Source organism: Paenibacillus sp. FSL P4-0184 (assembly GCF_038004625.1).
In the GTDB taxonomy this organism is placed as follows: Bacteria; Bacillota; Bacilli; order Paenibacillales; family Paenibacillaceae; genus Paenibacillus_AQ.
This window is the reverse complement of sequence record NZ_JBBORN010000001.1, coordinates 1,371,378-1,389,241: the sequence shown is the minus strand read 5'-3', so window position 1 is coordinate 1,389,241 and position 17,864 is coordinate 1,371,378. Positions and strand designations below refer to the sequence as shown.

The 17,864-nt window shown below is 47.2% G+C and carries 16 protein-coding genes; 14 read left to right on the top strand and 2 right to left on the bottom strand.

All coding sequences use genetic code 11. From position 1 onward, the window contains the following. Positions 1-68: 68 nt before the first annotated feature. The 11 genes from MKY52_RS05885 (at position 69) to ilvA (ending at position 13,798) form a co-directional block, all read left to right on the top strand. A complete protein-coding gene (locus MKY52_RS05885) occupies positions 69-959 on the top strand; it encodes a phosphoribosylaminoimidazolesuccinocarboxamide synthase (protein WP_076286947.1) in 891 nt (296 codons plus the stop codon). Between the two features lie 127 nt (positions 960-1,086). Continuing rightward, positions 1,087-1,332, top strand: a complete 246-nt coding sequence (gene purS, locus MKY52_RS05880; RefSeq protein WP_036680912.1) for a phosphoribosylformylglycinamidine synthase subunit PurS — start codon at positions 1,087-1,089, stop codon at positions 1,330-1,332. A 5-nt stretch (positions 1,333-1,337) separates the two neighbouring features. Then, on the top strand, positions 1,338-2,027 hold the full coding sequence (purQ, locus tag MKY52_RS05875) for a phosphoribosylformylglycinamidine synthase subunit PurQ (protein ID WP_042124034.1): 690 nt from the start codon (positions 1,338-1,340) through the stop codon (positions 2,025-2,027). Then, the gene (gene purL / locus MKY52_RS05870; protein WP_341050385.1) at positions 2,005-4,251 is read left to right on the top strand and encodes a phosphoribosylformylglycinamidine synthase subunit PurL; all 2,247 of its coding nucleotides are present in this window, start codon (positions 2,005-2,007) and stop codon (positions 4,249-4,251) included. Before purQ ends, purL begins: the two co-directional genes overlap by 23 nt. Next, the gene (gene purF / locus MKY52_RS05865) at positions 4,236-5,732 is read left to right on the top strand and encodes an amidophosphoribosyltransferase (RefSeq protein ID WP_076286945.1); all 1,497 of its coding nucleotides are present in this window, start codon (positions 4,236-4,238) and stop codon (positions 5,730-5,732) included. Before purL ends, purF begins: the two co-directional genes overlap by 16 nt. A gap of 370 nt (positions 5,733-6,102) precedes the next feature. After that, complete coding sequence (gene purM / locus MKY52_RS05860; RefSeq protein WP_042184751.1) at positions 6,103-7,143, top strand: phosphoribosylformylglycinamidine cyclo-ligase; 1,041 nt, start codon at positions 6,103-6,105, stop codon at positions 7,141-7,143. Next, positions 7,143-7,760, top strand: a complete 618-nt coding sequence (purN, locus tag MKY52_RS05855) for a phosphoribosylglycinamide formyltransferase (RefSeq protein WP_076286942.1) — start codon at positions 7,143-7,145, stop codon at positions 7,758-7,760. Before purM ends, purN begins: the two co-directional genes overlap by 1 nt. A gap of 161 nt (positions 7,761-7,921) precedes the next feature. Further along, complete coding sequence (gene purH, locus MKY52_RS05850; protein WP_076121669.1) at positions 7,922-9,469, top strand: bifunctional phosphoribosylaminoimidazolecarboxamide formyltransferase/IMP cyclohydrolase; 1,548 nt, start codon at positions 7,922-7,924, stop codon at positions 9,467-9,469. Positions 9,470-9,492: 23 nt separating this feature from the next. Further along, positions 9,493-10,758, top strand: coding sequence for a phosphoribosylamine--glycine ligase (gene purD, locus MKY52_RS05845; protein ID WP_076300197.1), 1,266 nt, complete (start codon positions 9,493-9,495; stop codon positions 10,756-10,758). Between the two features lie 286 nt (positions 10,759-11,044). Next, positions 11,045-12,340, top strand: coding sequence for an SEC-C metal-binding domain-containing protein (locus MKY52_RS05840; RefSeq protein WP_076286939.1), 1,296 nt, complete (start codon positions 11,045-11,047; stop codon positions 12,338-12,340). A 195-nt stretch (positions 12,341-12,535) separates the two neighbouring features. Continuing rightward, a complete protein-coding gene (gene ilvA, locus MKY52_RS05835) occupies positions 12,536-13,798 on the top strand; it encodes a threonine ammonia-lyase IlvA (protein ID WP_042184762.1) in 1,263 nt (420 codons plus the stop codon). Positions 13,799-13,884: 86 nt separating this feature from the next. Here the strand turns inward: ilvA and MKY52_RS05830 are convergent, their stop codons facing one another. Together MKY52_RS05830 and MKY52_RS05825 are read right to left on the bottom strand one after the other, a co-directional pair. Then, positions 13,885-14,826 carry a hypothetical protein gene (locus MKY52_RS05830; RefSeq protein WP_341050384.1) on the bottom strand — a complete coding sequence of 314 codons (942 nt, stop codon included), beginning with the start codon at positions 14,824-14,826 and terminating at the stop codon, positions 13,885-13,887. Between the two features lie 47 nt (positions 14,827-14,873). Further along, entirely contained in the window at positions 14,874-15,536 is a 663-nt protein-coding gene (locus MKY52_RS05825; RefSeq protein WP_341050382.1) for a DUF1129 family protein, read from the bottom strand. A gap of 183 nt (positions 15,537-15,719) precedes the next feature. Between MKY52_RS05825 and MKY52_RS05820 the strand changes: the two genes are divergently transcribed. From MKY52_RS05820 to MKY52_RS05810, 3 genes are all read left to right on the top strand, one after another. Beyond that, on the top strand, positions 15,720-15,923 hold the full coding sequence (locus MKY52_RS05820) for a hypothetical protein (protein WP_341050381.1): 204 nt from the start codon (positions 15,720-15,722) through the stop codon (positions 15,921-15,923). Between the two features lie 235 nt (positions 15,924-16,158). Next, complete coding sequence (locus MKY52_RS05815) at positions 16,159-16,989, top strand: alpha/beta hydrolase family protein (protein WP_042124053.1); 831 nt, start codon at positions 16,159-16,161, stop codon at positions 16,987-16,989. Between the two features lie 85 nt (positions 16,990-17,074). Then, positions 17,075-17,851, top strand: a complete 777-nt coding sequence (locus MKY52_RS05810; RefSeq protein ID WP_341050380.1) for a DODA-type extradiol aromatic ring-opening family dioxygenase — start codon at positions 17,075-17,077, stop codon at positions 17,849-17,851. The last annotated feature ends 13 nt before the right edge of the window (positions 17,852-17,864 follow it).

Genomic DNA, 17,864 nt, shown 5'->3' with positions numbered 1-17,864 from the left:
TTCCTCGGAATTACGCCTTTGAGACCAGTTGCAGTAATCAAGATCATTAGTTCAAGGGAGGAAAGGTCATGACATCGTCGGCCGTATCCACAGCCGTGGAACTCATCAATGCGCCGCTGCTCTATAAAGGGAAGGTTCGTGAGCTATACGATTTAGGGGAGAATGTACTGATCGTCGTCACGGATCGGATATCTGCTTTTGATTATGTGCTGGACCCAGCGGTACCTGAAAAGGGCAATGTGCTTAACCGTCTGAGTGCGTTCTGGTTCGGAAAGACCAAAGAGCTAATGGAGAATCATGTCGTTCATATTGATGTGGATCTGCTCGGAGATATCGTTAAGGACAAGGAAGCTCTCAGAAACCGTGTTATGGTGGTACGCAAAGCAGAGCGCATCGATATCGAATGTGTTGTGCGTGGGTGCATCACCGGTGGGGGCTGGAGACAGTATCAAGAAACTGGCAAAGTGAATGGTATTGAGCTTCCTAAGAACTTGCGCAAAAATGCGCTGCTGGCACAGCCAATCTTTACCCCTGCGGCTAAAAACGATGTAGGTCATGATGAGGATATTCCTTTTGAAAAGATGCAGGAGCTAATCGGTGCTGATCTGGCACTCGAGCTGCAGGAGAAGAGCTTGCAATTGTTCTCTTTTGCCAGAGAGTATTGTGCTGAGCGGGGAATCATTCTTGCAGACTGCAAATTCGAATTCGGCTTGCTGGATGGCAAGGTGATTCTGATTGATGAGATTTTTACGCCGGATGCTTCACGTTTCTGGGCCAAGGACAAATACGCTCTTGATATCGAAATTGATAGTATGGATAAAGAACCTGTTCGTACGTATCTATCTGCATCCTCCTGGGATAAAAATAGCAAACCTGATCCACTTCCACTAGAAGTAGTTGAAGAAACAACGCGCCGTTATCTGGACATTTATCATCGTCTTACTGGCAAGTCTTTATAGCTCAACATTGTGTGTTTACTCATGGGAATAAATGAAGTGTATGTTTTTAAAGCTAGAGTTACTTTTAGTAGAGTTTCAGCTTTCAGAAAGTATATACACATAAAAATTTAGGAGGAACTACAAGCATATGTTAAAAGCGACGGTATATGTCACCATTAAGAAGAGCGTTCTCGATCCACAAGGTGTAGCAGTGCAAGGAGCACTTCATTCGGTAGGTTTTCAAGAAGTTGAAAGTTTGCGTATTGGGAAATATATGGAGCTGACTTTGGACACGGATAACCGTGCTGAAGCAGAAGTGCGTCTCAAGGAAATGTGCGAAAAGCTACTTGCCAACACGGTGATCGAGGATTACCGCTACGAATTGGAGGACTAAACGACATGAAATTTGCTGTACTTGTCTTCCCAGGCTCTAACTGTGATATTGATTGCTACAAGGCGGTAGAGGACAGTCTCGGCGAACCAGTCGATTATGTGTGGCATACAGCGACAGATTTGTCGGCGTATGATTGCATTTTGGTTCCAGGCGGATTCTCATATGGTGATTACCTGCGCTGCGGCGCGATTTCAAGATTTGCTCCTGTAATGGCTGAAGTTGCTAAAGCAGCAGAGCAAGGGAAATTCGTGCTAGGCATTTGCAATGGGTTCCAAATTCTTACTGAGGCTGGTTTGTTGCCAGGCGCGCTGCGTCGTAACATGTCCATGAAGTTCCGTTGTCATGATACAGTGCTTAAGGTTGTTAATAACGAAACCCCATTTACTATTGATTATGCTAAGGATGAAGAAATCATCATCCCAATCGCTCACGGCGAAGGAAACTACTACTGTGATGAAGAGACTTTAGCAGAACTGAAAGCTAACAATCAGATTGTGTTCACATATAGCGATAATCCTAACGGCTCTGTAGCTGATATTGCGGGTGTTAGTAATGTGCAGGGGAATGTAGTCGGCATGATGCCTCACCCTGAGCGTGCAGCTAACAGCTTGCTCGGATCTGAAGATGGCAAACGAATGTTCACATCTATACTGAAGACTTGGAGGGATCGTCATGACGCAGCAAGTATCCGTTAAGGAACCGACCGCAGAACAGATCGCAGAGCAGAAAATTTACAGCCAATTCGGTGTGTCGGACAGCGAATATGAGCTCATCAAGTCTTTTATGGGACGTTTGCCGAACTATACTGAAATCGGTGTATTCAGCGTAATGTGGTCTGAACACTGTGCATACAAGAACTCTAAGCCATTGTTGAAACGTTTCCCAGTTACTGGACCACGTGTCCTGATGGGACCTGGCGAGGGCGCAGGGATTGTAGATATCGGAGACAACCAAGCGGTTGTATTCAAAATCGAAAGTCATAACCACCCCTCTGCGGTAGAACCTTTTCAAGGTGCGGCAACAGGCGTAGGTGGTATCATTCGTGATATTTTTTCCATGGGCTCAAGACCTATCGCACTGCTGAATTCCTTGCGTTTCGGAAAGCTGGAAAGCGATCGCGTGAAATATTTGTTCGAGCATGTGGTGTCGGGTATTGCTGGTTATGGTAACTGTATCGGGATTCCAACCGTGGGCGGCGAAATCATGTTCGATGATAGCTATGACGGTAACCCGCTTGTTAACGCAATGTGTGTCGGTCTAATTGATCATGATAAAATCCAACGCGGTGTCGCTAAAGGTGTAGGGAACCCAGTCTTCTACGTAGGTCCTCCTACTGGACGTGATGGGATTCATGGGGCTACTTTTGCATCCGTGGAACTAAGTGAAGAGTCAGAAGCTAAACGTACAGCTGTACAAGTAGGCGATCCATTTATGGAGAAGCTCGTTATGGAATCTTGTCTAGAGTTAATCGACAGCGGCATCGTTATTGGGATTCAGGATATGGGTGCGGCTGGACTTACCTGCTCAAGTGCAGAGATGGCAAGTAAAGCTGGTAATGGTTTGGAGCTGTATCTTGATCAGGTGCCACAACGTGAAGACGGCATGACCCCTTATGAAATGATGCTTTCGGAATCGCAAGAACGGATGTTGTTCGTAGTAGAACCGAAGGATGAAGCTCAGGCGCAAGAGATTTTTGATCGCTGGGGTGTAATCTGCTGTAAGGTCGGTAAAGTTACGGATGATGGTCGCTTGAAGCTGTATCATCACGGTGAGGTTGTCGGTGACATGCCAGTAACAGCGCTTGTTGATGAGTGTCCAGTCTATAACAAACCATCTGAGGTTCCTGCTTATTATGTAGAAAATGAATCGGTAGATACGCTTCGTTACGCAGAAGTTACAGATCTAGGCGGCGCACTGCGTACTGTTCTTGGATCACCAACCGTAGCAAGCAAAGCTTGGGTATACAACCAATATGATTACATGGTGCGGACTAGTACGGCTGTTCGACCTGGATCTGATGCGGCTGTAGTTACCATTCATGGTACACGTAAAGGACTTGCGATGACCACGGACTGTAACGGGCGTTATGTTTATCTTGATCCTGAAGTGGGTGGACGGATTGCAGTCAGCGAAGCGGCTCGTAACATCGTTTGTTCGGGTGCTGAACCGCTTGCTATTACCGATAACCTAAACTTCGGAAACCCTGAGAAACCTGATGTGTTCTGGCAAATGGAGCGTGCGGTTGATGGTATGGCTGAAGCTTGTCGTGTGCTGGATACTCCGGTTATCGGCGGGAATGTCAGTCTTTATAACGAAAATACGACGGGATCCATCTACCCAACACCGGTTGTCGGCATGGTTGGTTTAGTAACGGATACGGATCATATTACGACTCAAGGCTTTAAACAAGAAGGAGATTCCATCCTTCTGCTAGGCGTAACAAAAGCTGAGCTTGGTGGTAGTGAATTTCAATATGCTGTTCATGGTGTAACCGAAGGCCGTCCTCCAGCTTTGGATTTGGCTACTGAGAAAACACTGCTGAGCGCAGTGCTTACCTCGATTCGCGGCGGCCTGGTGCGTTCGGCACATGACTTGTCCGAAGGCGGCCTTGCTGTAGCACTTGCAGAAAGCTGTATCAGTGGCGGTGTTGGTGCGAACGTTGAACTTTCTGCTAATGGACTTAGATCCGATGTAGCTTTGTTCAGTGAGAGCCAATCACGTATCGTGCTGACGGCAGCGCCTGAGCGTGCGGAAGAGCTGAAAGCAGCGATTGCTGCCAGCGGCGTTCCAGTGGAAATCATCGGAACTGTAGGTGGAGACAGACTGCGCGTAAATCTGGACGGTGCATCCGTATTAGATGAAGCTGTAGCAGAATTGAAATTCGTTTGGGAGGATGCTATTCCATGTCTTATGAAATAAAGACCGGGAAAGAGCAGGAGACTCCTATCCTGTGGACTGGTGACTTTTACAATGAAGGAACGGGCTCGGGAGATATTTTTGACACATTAAAAGAAGAATGCGGCGTTTTCGGGGTCTTCGGACACCCGGAAGCGGCGTCCATGTCTTATTACGGTTTGCACGCCTTACAGCACCGTGGGGAAGAAAGTGCGGGCATCTGCGTAGCAGATGGTCGTGATTTCAACTATCACCGCGGGATGGGGTTAGTAAAAGAAGTATTCGACAAGGACAAAATTGCCTCACTGGTTGGAGACATGTCCATCGGGCATGTACGTTATTCCACCAGCGGAGACAGCCGCTTAACCAATGCACAGCCGCTCGTATTCAAATATCGTGACGGTGATTTGGCGATTGCAACGAACGGTAACATAGTAAATGAACCGTTGATTCGTAAACAGCTTGAGCAAAGCGGATCGATCTTCCAAACTACAAGTGATACAGAAGTGCTGGCGCATCTGATTGCGCGTTCGTCTAAGGATTTTGTTGAAGCGGCAAAGGATGCGCTAAAACAACTGGTTGGCGGATTTGCTTTTCTGCTTATGACGAATGACAAATTAATTGTCGCTTCGGATTCCCATGGTTTGCGTCCGCTTGTAATGGGACGGATCGGCGACGCCTATATTTTTGCTTCCGAATCTTGCGCCTTAGAAGTTATCGGAGCACAGTTAGTCCGCGATATCGAACCTGGCGAACTACTCGTGCTTGATAAAAATGGCCTGTTAGAGGACCGTTTTACCGAGCCAAAACGTAAAGCGCTATGCGCGATGGAGTATATTTACTTCTCTCGCCCAGACAGTGATATGAATGGCGCTAACCTGCACACCGCCCGTAAGCGGATGGGTAGCCGAATGGCATTAGAAGCTTTCGTAGATGCTGACCTCGTAACTGGTGTACCGGATTCAAGTATCTCGGCAGCGATTGGATTTGCGGAACAGACGGGCATTCCTTATGAGCTTGGGCTCATCAAGAATAAGTATACAGGCCGGACCTTTATCCAGCCGAGCCAAGAGCTGCGTGAGCAAGGTGTGAAAATGAAGCTAAGCGCCGTGCGCAGTGTGGTCGATGGCAAACGTGTTGTCATGATCGATGATTCCATCGTGCGTGGAACAACTTCACGGCGGATCGTCAATTTGCTCCGCGAAGCGGGAGCCGTAGAGGTTCACGTGCGGATTACATCGCCGCCCTTCAAGAATCCTTGCTTCTACGGCATTGATACCCCAGACCGCCGCGATCTCATCGCGTCGTACAAGTCCATTGCGGAAATGTGCGAAGAGATTAATGCCGATTCCTTGGCATTCTTGTCACCGGAGGGCTTAATCACTTCCATTGGTGGTCACAACAAAGATGATTACAAAGGCGGGCTATGTCTTTCCTGCTTCGATAATGATTACCCGACGCAGGTTGATTTTGGCGGGGCGGAGAAAGATGGTTGTAGTTGTTAGTTAGGGGTCATCCCCCTAAGTCCCCCTTGCAAAGGTGTGGGTGTTCGCTTGTTTCGCTAGAAGAGGTTGCATGGCGCAGCTCATGCACCTAGGTCTTGAGGTCCGTGTGCAAGGCGCGCACTGCGGCTTGCAGTAGGGTGAAAGCGGTGGTTGGAGGGAGTTATGGAGAGGAAGTTTGGAACTGTAGAAGCGTAGCGTTCGCCTTTATGTTTGGATTTCTACCGCGATGAGCGGTTTAAATCAGGAAATCCAAACATAACAGCGATCGGAAGTCCAAACATTCCTCGTAATAACTCCAATAATCACCAATGAAGTTAGTCCCGAATGCGCCCAAACGCGCTCTAAACTATTAAAAGATGAGGTGTCCCAAGTGTCGGAAGCTTATAAAAACGCCGGAGTGGATATTGCGGCTGGTAACGAAGCGGTAGAACGCATGAAAAAGCACGTAAAACGTACTTACCGTCCAGAAGTAATGACGGATCTTGGTGGGTTCGGAGCGCTGTTTGGCCTCAATAAAGATAAATATGAAGAGCCAGTGCTCGTATCGGGAACTGATGGTGTAGGCACGAAGCTTAAGATCGCGTTTGCTGCGGATCGCCATGACACGATTGGGATCGATGCTGTAGCTATGTGCGTGAACGACATTGTAGTGCAAGGCGCGGAGCCGCTATTTTTCCTCGATTATCTGGCTTGCGACAAAGTCGTACCGGAGAAAATCGAAGCGATCGTAGCAGGAATCGCAGAGGGCTGTCACCAAGCAGGTTGTGCGCTGATTGGCGGCGAAACGGCTGAAATGCCGGGCATGTATTCAGCGGGTGAGTATGATATCGCTGGATTCACAGTTGGCGTTGCTGACAAAGCGAAGCTGGTAACAGGCGCTAACATCGCTGCTGGAGACACAGTGATTGGTTTAGCTTCTAGCGGCGTGCACAGCAACGGCTTCTCACTGGTGCGTAAGCTTTTGCTTGAGGAAGATGGCTATGGCCTGAATGATGTGCTTCCGGAGCTTGGAGCTCCGCTTGTGGATGTACTTCTTGCACCAACTAAGATTTATGTGAAGCCTTTGCTGGCGCTCTTGGAGCAGCTTCCGGTGAAAGGAATGGCACATATTACGGGTGGCGGATTCATCGAGAATATCCCGCGCGTATTGCCTGACGGTGTAGATGTGGAGATTAATTACGGATCGTGGCCGATTCTGCCGATCTTCGGATTGATGCAGAACAAAGGAAACGTAAGCAACCGTGATATGTTTACTACTTTTAATATGGGAATTGGACTTGTTCTGGTAGTAAGTAGCGCTGATGGAGAACATGCTCTTGAACTGCTCAAAGCGAGCGGAGAAGAGGCTTTTATCATTGGTAAAGTGACAGAAGGGGAACGCAAAGTAACCTTTACTGGAGCTGAAGTGTGATGCAATGGAGTCGAATCGCTGTTTTTGCTTCTGGGCAAGGCAGTAATTTTGCTGCACTGATCGATGCACAGAGAGCAGGCTTGCTTGGTGAGGGCAATATTGAGTTGCTTGTATCCGACAAGCCAGAGGCACCTGTAGCTAAGCGAGCGGAGGATGCGGGCATTCCCGCCCTCTTGCTGCGGCCAAAAGACTTCGCCAGCCGTGAACTCTACGAAGCAGAGATTGTAGCAGAGCTTCAGCGGCGGGAAATCGGGCTGGTTGTGCTGGCAGGATACATGCGTCTTATTACGCCAGTGCTTTTAACGCCGTATGCTGGACGAATTATTAACATTCATCCATCGCTGCTGCCTGCTTTTGCAGGAAAAGATGCAATCGGACAAGCGCTGGATTATGGCGTGAAGCTGACGGGTGTTACTGTGCATTTTGTCGATGGAGGTATGGATACCGGACCTGTTATTGCTCAGCGCAGCGTAGCCCTGCAGGATAACGACACGGCGGATTCATTGGCAGAACGTATTCATAAGGTTGAGTATGAGCTGTATCCCGAAGTGGTTGGCGCTTTTGCCAGCGGGAAAGTGGAACTGAGTGGAAGAAAGACGATTATCCGCGAAAAGTAAGCTGCACCGCAGCCATTCGAAGTTTTGGATCGACATTTGGTGACAGACCGAGATGTTTCAGGGTATTTCTCGGGAAATATTGCATAAGCGGCGTTATGTGTCGCGTTGTGGGTTTTCTTCATATTAAATCGCACGTACAACCTGAAGGAGGACTATTCAAAGTGAGTATCAAAAGAGCGCTAGTCAGCGTATCGGATAAACAAGGTATCGTGGATTTTTGCCGCGAGTTGTCTGCATTAGGCGTAGAAATTATCTCTACAGGTGGAACAAGCACGCTTTTGGCTAAAGAAGGTGTTCCAGTTATCGGGATTTCCGATGTGACAGGATTCCCAGAAATCATGGACGGACGTGTCAAAACCTTGCACCCTGCTGTACACAGTGGATTGCTTGCGGTTCGTGATAATGAGGAGCACACGCGTCAAATGAAGGAGCTTGGTCTGGATTACATCGATCTGGTTGTTGTGAATCTGTATCCGTTCGCGGAAACTATCGCAAAACCTGACGTATCCTACGAGGAAGCCATCGAGAATATCGATATCGGCGGACCTACGATGCTGCGTTCTGCGGCGAAGAACCATGCTTTTGTCAGTGTAGTGGTGGATGCTAATGACTACGCTACTGTACTTGAAGAGGTTCGCGCAGGTGGAGATACAACGCTAGAAACACGCAAACGTCTTGCGGCAAAAGTGTTCCGTCATACGGCGGCTTACGATGCCTTGATTTCCGATTATTTGGCTAACGTTACTGGCGAGCCTCTGCCAGAGCGCTACACCGTGACTTATGAGAAAATTCAGGATCTGCGTTATGGCGAGAATCCGCATCAAAAAGCGGCGTTCTATCGCAAGCCATTGGCGGCACTGGATACACTCACTGCGGCTGAACAATTGCACGGCAAAGAGTTGTCTTATAACAATATCAACGATGCTAACGCAGCACTGCAAATCGTGAAAGAATTTGAAGAGCCTGCTGTCGTAGCGGTTAAACATATGAACCCTTGTGGTGTAGGTGTGGGTGAAAGTGTATACGAAGCTTATCAAAAAGCTTACAACGCGGATCCAACTTCTATCTTTGGTGGGATTGTAGCAGCAAACCGCATTATTGATGCAGACACAGCGAACCTGCTGAAAGATATTTTCCTCGAAATCGTGTTGGCACCAGGCTTTACGGAAGAAGCACTGGAAATCCTTACGAAGAAAAAGAATCTCCGTTTGCTCAAAATCGGTAACCTTAGTACGGCTAGTGCGCGTAAGAGCAGCTTTGTAGTTACCTCTATTGATGGAGGAATGGTTGTACAGGAGAGCGATGTGCACTCTGTGAATCCAGATGATCTACAAGTCGTTACAGACCGTAAACCAACCGAGGAAGAATTGAAACAATTGTTGTTCGGATGGAAAGTAGTTAAGCATGTGAAATCTAATGCGATTGTGCTGGCTGCTGATGATATGACCGTTGGCGTAGGTGCAGGACAGATGAATCGCGTTGGTGCAGCTAAAATTGCAATCGAACAAGCTGGTGAAAAATCTAAGGGAGCCGTACTCGCTTCCGACGCGTTCTTCCCAATGGGCGATACGCTTGAAATGGCAGCAAAAGCAGGAATCACTGCAGTGATTCAGCCAGGCGGATCCATTAAAGACGAAGAGTCGATTAAGGTCGCTAATGAGTATGGTATTGCTATGGTCTTCACAGGCGTCCGTCATTTCAAACACTAGAGCACTGGGAGGATCATATTCGGATGGATATTTTGGTAGTTGGCGGCGGCGGCCGGGAACATGCGATGATTTGGAGTCTATCCCAAAGCCCCAAGGCAGGTAAAATCTATTGCGCACCCGGCAACGCCGGGATTGCGCAGTTAGCCGAATGTGTGCCGATCGGAGTATTTGAGTTCGATCGTCTGACGGCTTTTGCTAAAGAGAAGGAAGTAGGTCTTGTTGTAATCGGTCCAGATGATCCACTCGCTGCTGGGATTGTGGATGCTTTTGAAGCACAGGATATTCCTGTGTTTGGCCCACGCAAGAATGCGGCGGAGATCGAAGGCAGCAAAACCTTTATGAAGGATCTTTTGCATAAATATAATATTCCGACAGCAGCCTATGAGAAGTTCGACGACTATGAAGCTGCGCTAACTTATTTGCGGGAACAGCCGCTTCCGATCGTAATCAAGGCAGATGGTCTGGCTGCAGGAAAAGGCGTGACGGTTGCCTATTCGTTGGAAGAAGCAGAGCAAGCACTCGCTGATATTATGGTCACTAAGGTATTCGGTGAGGCAGGCGCTCAGGTTGTTATTGAGGAATTTCTAGCTGGACAGGAAATGTCGATTCTGGCTTTTGTCGATGGAGAGACGGTACGTCCTATGGCTGCTGCCCAGGATCATAAGCCCGTATTTGATGGGGATAAAGGTCCTAATACCGGCGGAATGGGTACCTATTCGCCTTTACCACATATTGATGAGGCTATTATCCAAGAAGCGATCGAGACCATCATTAAGCCGACGGCAAAAGCTATGGTGGACGAAGGTCGTCCCTTTAGCGGTGTACTATTTGCGGGACTGATGATTTCTCCTGAAGGGAAACCAAAGACGATTGAGTTTAATGCTCGTTTCGGTGATCCTGAGACTCAGGTCGTGTTGCCTAGACTCAAGAGCGACTTGCTAGAAATCTTTCTGGCGGTCACAGAGGGCAGACTTGCAGATATCGACATTGAATGGAGCGACGAAGCGGCTGTATGCGTAGTTCTCGCTTCGGGAGGATATCCAGGCCCTTATCCAAAGGGTGTACCGATTGAAGGTCTTGAAGACAGCCAAGGAGGGCTGATCTTCCATGCTGGTACGGCGCGTGGTGAAGACGGAAGCTGGGTGACGAATGGTGGTCGGGTACTAGGCGTGGTAGGCCTAGGTGCTACGATTGCTGAAGCTCGTGTTGCAGCTTACGCTAGAGCCGAAGGAATTTCTTTTTCCGGAAAACAAAGCCGCAGCGACATCGCTATGAAAGCTTTGGTATAAGGATAAAGAACTGTATCTAGCATTTTTTGCGCTTAAAGTCCTAAAAAAGGACTGACAAGTGATAGAAGAAGTGCTATAATACTACACGTACGGGGGAAAATGTGCGGATATATACAGATAAGGGTCTTTCCGATCATGGGAAGGCCCTTTTAAATCGGAGTCCTTCAGACTTTGTGAAGTAACCTTATAAAGGATGCCTCGTGCCTGGAAATGATGATACTTATAGTGCATACTAGCGATACGCTTATGGCGAATGGCTACTCACAGATTTAAGGAGGAATTCGTTTTGAGTAAGATTGGAAGAAATGATATGTGTCCTTGCGGAAGCGGGAAAAAATATAAGAAATGCTGCCTTGGTAAAGAAACTTCTGCAGTAGAGTCCATCATGCAACTTGTAAACAAGGAAGAAGCGGCAGCTAGCGAGACTGTGGCTGAGAAACAGGAGCCCGTAGCACAACCTGAAGTGAAGCTAACTCTTGCTACGCTCAGAAAAAAAGTGTCACGTGATCTGAATTGGGAGCATCCAGCACATGAACAACTGGCGCTGCACCTTATTGAGAGCATGAGAGAAAGCTATGATAGAGAGCTTATTTGGGAAGCTCTAGTTCTGTGGAATGGTTATTCCCGTAAGACTAAGCCTGCTGTGAAGAAAATGGGCTCTTTCTGCGCGGCGATCGAATTTATTTTGTCTGAGGAATATGGCTTCTCCCTAACACAAGCGGATCTTGCTACCAAACATGAGGTTACTACGCCTACCATCTCTAGAAAAGTCAAAGAGATGCTCAATTACATTGAGGAATACGGCATGGGTGGTGCGGAAGAAGAATTACTTTTGCTGAATATCTCAGGCAGTCCGAAGGATCAGGAGCAAGCACTATTACAAAAGGCTATGCAAACCAATTCATCCAACCGCCGGATACAGTTAGCTGAAGCCGCATTAGAGGTTTATCCGGACAGTCCGGATGCGTATCTCATTTTGGCTGAGGAAGCAGAGAATGAAGCAGATGCTCGTGCTTTTCTAAAAGCAGGGATGGATGCAGGTGAACGTGAGCTTGGAGAAGCCTTTTTCGCTGAGAACAAGGGACATTTCTGGGACCTCCACGAGACTCGTCCATACATTCGAATTTGCAAAAGCTACGCCGACTCTTGTTGGTTTAGCGGGAATGCAGAAGAAGCACAAAAAGTACTTGAGCACATTTTAGAGCTGAACCCTGAAGATAACACAGGTGCGCGTTACCTTTTAACGGCTGCGTATCTCTACACCAACAAGCTCAAGAAGACAGAAAAGGTGCTGGAAAAGTTCGGCAATGATGCAGCGGCGACAGTAGCTTACGACCGGATGGTCTTAGAATATAAGAAGAATGGGATTACTTCCCAACTGAAAATGTTGTACCGCGTAGCGCGGAATGTGAACAAGCATGTGCCGGATTATTTGTTAGGGATCAAAAGATTGCCGCACAACCTTCCGGATTTTGTGGGAATGGGCGACGCTAATGAAGCTATCGAATATGTGATTGTACACTCGCGTTTGTGGACAAGCCTACCTGATCTGCTGAAGTGGATGCTGAAGCAACAGGATTAGTAGATTCAGATCTTGGACGGACATGAACTTAAAGAGGCTATGGGAGATTCCTGTAGTCTCTTTTTTAATATAAGAAAGTATAAGATTTGCATCAATAATTGTATTGCATACAGCGGACAATGCTTGAAATAATGTCTTTGGGAGAGTATGTTTACAAGAAGTAGAATGAATAGATGATAGTGAGGCGAGAGGGTTATGAGAGAAGAGGAAGACCGAATCGTAGGAATGGAAGATATCGTACGGGCTCATCACGTACTGCGGGAGGTCATCATCCGGACTCCACTACAGCGTGACGCCGTACTATCGGCCAAGTATGATTGCGATGTATATTTGAAGCGCGAAGATTTGCAGATTGTCCGTTCTTTTAAAATCCGCGGAGCTTATAATATGATTCGTAGTCTATCTGCAGAAGATAGAGCCAAAGGTATTGTCTGCGCGAGTGCAGGAAATCACGCACAAGGTGTAGCCTATTCCTGTAAGGCACTTGGGATTAAGGGCAAGGTCTATATGCCAAGCACAACACCTAACCAGAAGGTTAAACAAGTACGGCGGTTCGGTGGCGAGTTTGTTGAGGTCATTCTGAAGGGCGATACCTTCGATGATGCTTATGATGAAGCGCTGCAAGCTTGTATAGACCATGGTATGACGTTGATCCACCCGTTTGATGAGCCGAGAATTATTGCAGGCAATGGAACGATAGCGATGGAAGTGATGGAGAACCTGGATCATCCTGCGGATTTTATGTTCGTAACGATTGGTGGGGGCGGTCTGGCAGCAGGAATAGCCACTTATGTGAAGACGGTGAGTCCATCCACTAAGTTGATTGGTGTGGAACCGCTTGGTGCTGCTTCAATGACTGAAGCAATTAAGCTTGGAGAAGTGGTAACGCTAAAAGAAATTAACAAGTTCGTGGACGGAGCGGCTGTAAAGCGCGTTGGCGGACTGACTTATGATATTTGTTCCCGGCATCTGGATGACATCGTGATGGTGCCTGAAGGCAAGGCTTGTACCACCATTCTGGAGCTGTATAACGAGAATGCTATAGTGGTTGAGCCAGCGGGTTCCTTACCTATCGCAGCACTTGATCAATACCGTGATCAAATCCGCGGGAAGACGGTCGTCTGTATCATTAGTGGGGGTAACAACGATATTGACCGTATGCAGGAGATCAAAGAGCGGTCACTGATTTACGAAGGCTTAAAGCACTACTTCATGGTGAACTTCCCACAACGGGCAGGTGCCCTGCGTGAATTCTTGGACGAAATCCTCGGTCCAGAGGATGATATTACCCGTTTCGAGTACATCAAGAAGCATGATAAAGAGAATGGTCCCGCGCTTGTAGGCATAGAGCTATTGTCCATTGAAGCTTATGAACCACTTATCGAACGGATGCAGCAGAAGGGTGTAGATTATGTAGAAATCAATAAGGATTCCAATCTCTTTAACATCCTTATTTAATTTCTTTCATCACTTTAATCATTTCGTTAATGAACATAGAAAGGCCCGTCCCAGAATGAATGGGGACGGGCCTTTTGTATATCATACTAGAGAGGTAATTCAGTCTTACGGTATTGTTCGACTTCATCTGTTAATTTATAATCTTTGTCCTTCATCAATTTCATGAAGCCATCTAGTTTCTGCAGGAATGGGCTGTTGTCTTTATTCTTGGTGAGAATGCTAGAGTAGGCTTTCTGCGCCTCCAAGTCCATTTCAAGATTGTCATAATGGAAAAGGGGCGTGTTATTCTGGCCGTAAAACGTATTGTTAACATAGATAGAATATAAGGATTTCACGGATGAAATTCGGTTTGATTTCGGATGATTTTGAATAAATTGCTCTTGAGATAGTGCTCGCGCAGCTACATCGGTCCAACCTATGACCAGCCCGTTATCCTTGGAGGAGGGCAGATCAGACTCCGTAGCCATAATGGATAGATACGCGCTGATATCGTCAGTGACATAAAGCTTATATTTGCGGTAAGCCTCATAATCGATCACCGGGAAAAAAGTGCCTTCCGCGGTCTCCAGTTTATATCCATTTTCGCTGGCACTCTTCAGCAGTGTGCGCAGAGTGAGATCTTCTGTGGCATCAGCAAGGGTCTTCATACTAGCGCCAGCCTTATAGATGGCGGTGAGCTTCCGCTGGACATTGCTGGTACTGAATTTGCTCTCCCACGCCGGAAGCGCCGCCTTGTGCAAATTTTCAAGCTTCAGTGTCATTATCGTGGCACGATACGAACCTACCGCATACATATTGGCGTTCAAATATTTAATAGCTTCGGGTAACTTGTTAGAGGAAGACAACAGCGGCAATGCTGCTTTATAGATAGCCTCCGCATGATTATTGTTTGCTGTCATAGGATTTGCCTTAGTGCCTCCCACAGGAGGGCTGGCAGCGCCTTCAGCTTGAATCGTTCCTATAGGTACCGCGCCTAGTCCCAATGTTACTGCTAGAACAGAATAGAGAATATATTGCTTCTTTTTCATGAAAGTTCCCCCTGTCTATCGGATGAAATATGGGTGGAGCATGACTTTTATTTTCTAAAAAATATAAACTTTAGTCCAATTGCCCCAATCAGGGAAACAATTAAGCTTACCCACGGGGATAAAGTAATGACCGGAAACAATCGGTCGAGGTACAAGCCAATGAATACGGCAACTACGGCGATTCCGATATAGACGCCAAGGCCCTTGATATCAAAGGGTTTGGCTTTAGGTGCATCCCCCTCAGACAAGGAGGTTAACCATTTCATAATAAGTTCGATCAAGATAATGGAACCTGCCCCCACAGCGAAGAGGGTGAAGAGGCTAATCTCTCCGAACATCCCGGAGGATCCGTTAGTCCATTGCAAGAAGAGTCCACCTATAGCAAAGATCCCGAACAAACAGGTTAGAGCCGCGCTGGGAATCATCAAGTAATAGTTCCATTTGCTGCGTGCTGAGCGTGTGGGAGCGCTGTCTATGATTTCTTTAAAATAATCATCCGGATTCTCGCCAAACACCTGTTTAGCGTTTTTACCTTTTTTTTGTTCTTTGAGAAGCAGCTTGGCTGCATCCAGTAAAAGTTCTTCAGCACGGAGAGCCTCTACCCTACTGGCGCGCATCGTTAGGATCATATCTTCAAAATAGGATCGATTGAAAGGCGTCATCTGCTCACGCAGGGCGTTATTTTCCTTAATCATATCTTTCACTTTCATAATAGGGATGTAAACCTCCAGTAGTGTTAATCGGTATAGTCTTTAACCTAGAGTATACGTTTGCCTGACAGGTCAGCGCAAGGACAAGCATTTCTATTTTCCTATGCATAATCCTTTTATAAGAGTGAACACTGATAATGTTGTTGCTTGATCAATATAGCTTTGGGAAAGGTTGGGAGCTTTATGGAACATGAGAACAAGAAAGAACAGGACAGTGTCATGGGCAACGGTTTCGGGCCTACGCCCAATCATTCAATGGGGGATTGGGGCGGCTCTGATGGATTCAGCATGTGGAATTCCACAGAAGAACCAGCAACAGAGGGTGCGCTTAAGGATTGGGAAGGCAGTCAAGAAACCCACGAGATGTTTAACGACAGCTATGATTGATTGACGACCCTGGAAGCTCATCATGCGATTGAAAAACAGCCAGTCTCCATTAGTTTGGAGACTGGCTGTTTGACGTTCCGGTTTATACTCCGAATTTGCTCTTGCAAATTACTAAGATCTGTCCCGTTCCTGTTGACAATATGAACGAAATCTTTATAATAAGAATATAATTCACACTAAGTTAATCGGAATTCTAATAAATTAAAATAATGATTAAATATAGGAGGTTACGGCAATGGAACGGAATATTGTAATTCGGCATAACGGCGAAGAATTGACAGCGAGTATCCATTATCCGAGTAAAGAGAAGGGAACTTCCACACGTTGCAAGGACAGATTGCCATTAGCTGTAATCTGCCATGGATTTGTGGGTAACCGGATTGGAGTCGATCGGATATTTGTCAAAGCAGCTCGTGAGCTGGCGCAAGACGGGTATATGGTCATTCGATTTGACTATGCGGGCTGCGGCGAGAGCAGCGGTAATTACGGCGGGGAGGATATGGAGTCGATGATCGCTCAGACTAGAGCGGTGCTCGATTACGGAATTAGCTCTGCCGATGTGGATCCACAGCGTGTGACGCTTATTGGCCATAGTCTGGGTGGGGCGGTTGCGCTTCTGACAAGTATTCGTGATCGCCGCGTGAAGAATCTCGTGCTGTGGGCCTCCGTGGGTTATCCCTTCAATGATATTGTGAAGATCGTAGGGCGGGAGGCGTATGACCGTTCGGTGAAGAATGGATCGGCGGATTACGTGGGCTACTCGTTCACACCGGTATATTTCAATTCTTTGGCGGCCTTCCAGCCTTTCCAAGAGGCTAGTAAATTCAGCGGTGATGTGCTCGTCATTCATGGTACGTCTGACGATGTCATCCCCGTGGATTATGCATTCCTTTACCAGAAATTATTCTGGACACGTCCTGAGGGACGATGCGATAAAGAGATCATTTTTCAAGGTGATCATACCTTTTCTTCTGGGCCAGCACAGCAGCAACTGCTTAAGCGGACAAGAGAGTGGATGAACGAACAGGAGCATGTGCAGACAGAATGGCAAAATTGGATGATATAGGTGATGGACTTTACTCGCAATAACTTGAAATTAGCGGTAAAATAAAGATGCACACCATATACTGGGTTATGGAGGTTGGCATCCTATGAAATTACCGTCATTTTTTATCGCGCACGGTTCTCCGCTCCTCGCACTGGAGGATAACGAGTATACCCGTTTTCTGGAGCGGCTTGGTCAAGAACTAGAAGCACCACGGGGTATAGTAGTATTCTCAGCGCACTGGGATAGCCCAGAACAGCTACTCACCATGGATGAGAAGCACGAAACACAACACGACTTCTACGGATTCCCTGAAGAAATGTATACGCTGACCTATCCAGCCCCAGGCGATCCAGCTCTAACCAAGCGGATTTCCGAGCTCTTTAAGGGTAACAATCTTTCACATCAGCCCGTTCTGGGGCGAGGACTCGATCACGGAGTCTGGGTAATACTGAAAAAAATGTTTCCAAAAGCCGATATTCCGGTAGTCGCTTTATCCGTCGATTCACTACGATCTCCCAAGGAACAGTACAATATCGGGCGGATGTTAGCCCCTCTGCGTGACGAAGGCATACTGCTGATAGGAAGCGGTGGACTTGTTCACAATTTGCGGATGCTTAATGAAAGTGATCAGCCTGAAGAGTGGGCGCTTGAATTCGATGCGTGGATTTCCAAGGGGTTAGAATCTTGGGATCTACCTTCACTGTTTGCTTATGAGAAAAAAGCTCCGCATGTTCGAGATGCGGTTCCATCTTACGGAAGAGAGCATTTCGCACCTCTCTTTTATGCGATGGGAACAGCGGATGGCAGCAGGAAGGCAGAGCGAATATTTCAAGCGTATCAATATGGGACATTAAGCCTCAATTGCTGGAAGCTAGACTAAATGGATGAGATAC